This window comes from Bartonella grahamii ATCC 700132, from assembly GCF_000518085.1.
GTDB lineage: Bacteria > Pseudomonadota > Alphaproteobacteria > Rhizobiales > Rhizobiaceae > Bartonella > Bartonella grahamii.
Genome location: NZ_JACX01000035.1, coordinates 1 through 2,500 on the forward strand (window position 1 = coordinate 1; position 2,500 = coordinate 2,500).

General features: G+C 43.9%; 2 tRNA genes and 2 rRNA genes (1 of these 4 cut by a window edge). All 4 read left to right on the forward strand.

Going from position 1 to position 2,500, the window contains the following annotated elements:
* Positions 1-58 (forward strand): 16S ribosomal RNA (locus U736_RS0107950); the annotation flags it as partial.
* Positions 59-560: 502 nt separating this feature from the next.
* Positions 561-637 (forward strand) — tRNA-Ile (locus U736_RS0107960).
* A gap of 249 nt (positions 638-886) precedes the next feature.
* Positions 887-962 (forward strand) — tRNA-Ala (locus tag U736_RS0107965).
* A gap of 442 nt (positions 963-1,404) precedes the next feature.
* Positions 1,405-2,500: ribosomal RNA gene (locus tag U736_RS0107975) — 23S ribosomal RNA — on the forward strand; it runs 1,719 nt beyond the window's last position.

Here is a 2,500-nt window from a genome sequence, read left to right on the forward strand (position 1 = left end):
TGGGGTGAAGTCGTAACAAGGTAGCCGTAGGGGAACCTGTGGCTGGATCACCTCCTTTCTAAGGATGATCAAGAATAGGGCTTGTTAAAAATCCCTCCCTTTTTGATCTGATTAGACACAAGGTTTAAACATGAGTTTGTTTAAGCCGTGCATATGACGCTAACTCTCAATGAGTCCCTCTCACAAAAAAGAGACCCCTCTTTGTAATAAAGAGGATCCCCCCCCCCCGTCTCTTTGAGGCCCCTACCTCTGTTGAGAGAAATATTTGAGGGCTTAGTGCTCATGTGTTGACAATATAAAAGCAGACTAGCCGTCTTCGTTTCTCTTTCTTCAGATGATGATCCCAAGCCTTCTGGCGATCTCTTAAAATAAAGCCTAGCGTCATAATCCCTCCACGTTTTTTCAAAGAAAAACATGCATTTCAAGGCGCTATGGATTTCAAAGACCATGGATTTACTCAGAACTTATGGGTTTTAAAAAAGGCTTTAAAAGGAAATAACTAAAAAACTTTTCCAGTAATTTAAGATGATACCGGGGAAGGTTTTCCGGTTTATCCCGGAGGGCTTGTAGCTCAGTTGGTTAGAGCGCGCGCTTGATAAGCGTGAGGTCGGAGGTTCAAGTCCTCCCAGGCCCACCAATTTATGCTCGTTTTTTGCTTATCCAAGAGTATAAAGCTTAAGCGTATTAAAGCCTCTTCAATCTTTGTTTATTTTTAAAGATTTTATTTTATCATTCAGAGATTGTTTGTTAAATTTATCCCATTAAGCTTCCAAAGAGGCTTTGTCCCTTCAGTGGTACAGATAAATTTACATGATACAAATCAAAACAGGACAGGTAATTCAAGTTGATGAATTTGGTTATGGTTGATTTGAGAGAGCATTATTTAGGGGCCGTAGCTCAGCTGGGAGAGCACCTGCTTTGCAAGCAGGGGGTCGTCGGTTCGATCCCGTCCGGCTCCACCATTTGGTCATCATCGTGTTGTGAGAACACGGTTTAGTAAGGGGGGTTATACCCTTTTGCTTGTTCTATTGAAATTGTGAAGAGAAGATATATTCAGACATGTTCCTTTTTTAAGGTTCCTTCTGAGGTGCAAGTTTTTAGCCTAAGAAAAATACTTTCTTGGGAAAATGCTTGTTGTTAAATAAAGGTTTTTGAAAGCAGATCTTTAAAAAAGATCTTAAAAGAGAAGTCTTTATCTGAAGAGGAAATCTTAATTTAGAAAAAGAGACATTGTGTCGCAAGGGAATGCTCAAAACCCTTGCTTATGATTGGAAGCTTAACCGCGCCATTGAATATATCTCGAGAAGCTGGTCTTTTCTGCTGATATTTATGTTTATTTTGCGCTTTGTTTTGCACAAGACAAAGAATGCGGACAAACAGTGAATGAATATTGGCAATGAGAACGATCAAGTGTCTTAAGGGCATTTGGTGGATGCCTTGGCATGCACAGGCGATGAAGGACGTGATACGCTGCGATAAGCTACGGGGAGGTGCGAATAACCTTTGATCCGTAGATCTCCGAATGGGGCAACCCACCTTTGATGGCTAGAAAAATTAAGCTGTTTTTGCAAAAAGACAGTTTAGTTTTCTAGTCGTCAGATAAAGGTATCTACACCTGAATAAAATAGGGTGTAAGAAGCAAACGCAGGGAACTGAAACATCTAAGTACCTGTAGGAAAGGACATCAAACGAGACTCCGTTAGTAGTGGCGAGCGAACGCGGACCAGGCCAGTGGCTTAGATTAAGAAAAGTAGAAACGATTGGAAAGTCGTACCAAAGTGGGTGATAGTCCCGTATACGTAAATCTGATTTAAGTCCTAGAGTAGGGCGGGACACGTGAAATCCTGTCTGAACATGGGTCGACCACGATCCAAGCCTAAGTACTCGTGCATGACCGATAGCGCACCAGTACCGTGAGGGAAAGGTGAAAAGTACCCCGACAAGGGGAGTGAAATAGTACCTGAAACCGAATGCCTACAAACAGTCGGAGCCCAAGATTCGTTCTGGGTGACGGCGTACCTTTTGTATAATGGGTCAGCGACTTAGTCTAACGAGCAAGCTTAAGCCGGTAGGTGTAGGCGTAGCGAAAGCGAGTCTGAATAGGGCGTTCAGTTCGTTGGATTAGACCCGAAACCGAGTGATCTAGCCATGAGCAGGCTGAAGGTAAGGTAACACTTACTGAAGGGCCGAACCCGTATCTGTTGCAATAGATTGGGATGACTTGTGGCTAGGGGTGAAAGGCCAATCAAACTCGGAAATAGCTGGTTCTCCGCGAAATCTATTTAGGTAGAGCGTTAGTCGAATTCTCCAGGGGGTAGAGCACTGGATGGGCTAGGGGTCCTCACCGGATTACCAAACCTAACCAAACTCCGAATACCTGGAAGAACTAACTAGCAGACACACGGCGGGTGCTAACGTCCGTCGTGGAGAGGGAAACAACCCTGACCACCATCTAAGGTCCCCAAGTTATGGCTAAGTGGGAAAGGATGTGAGGATCCCA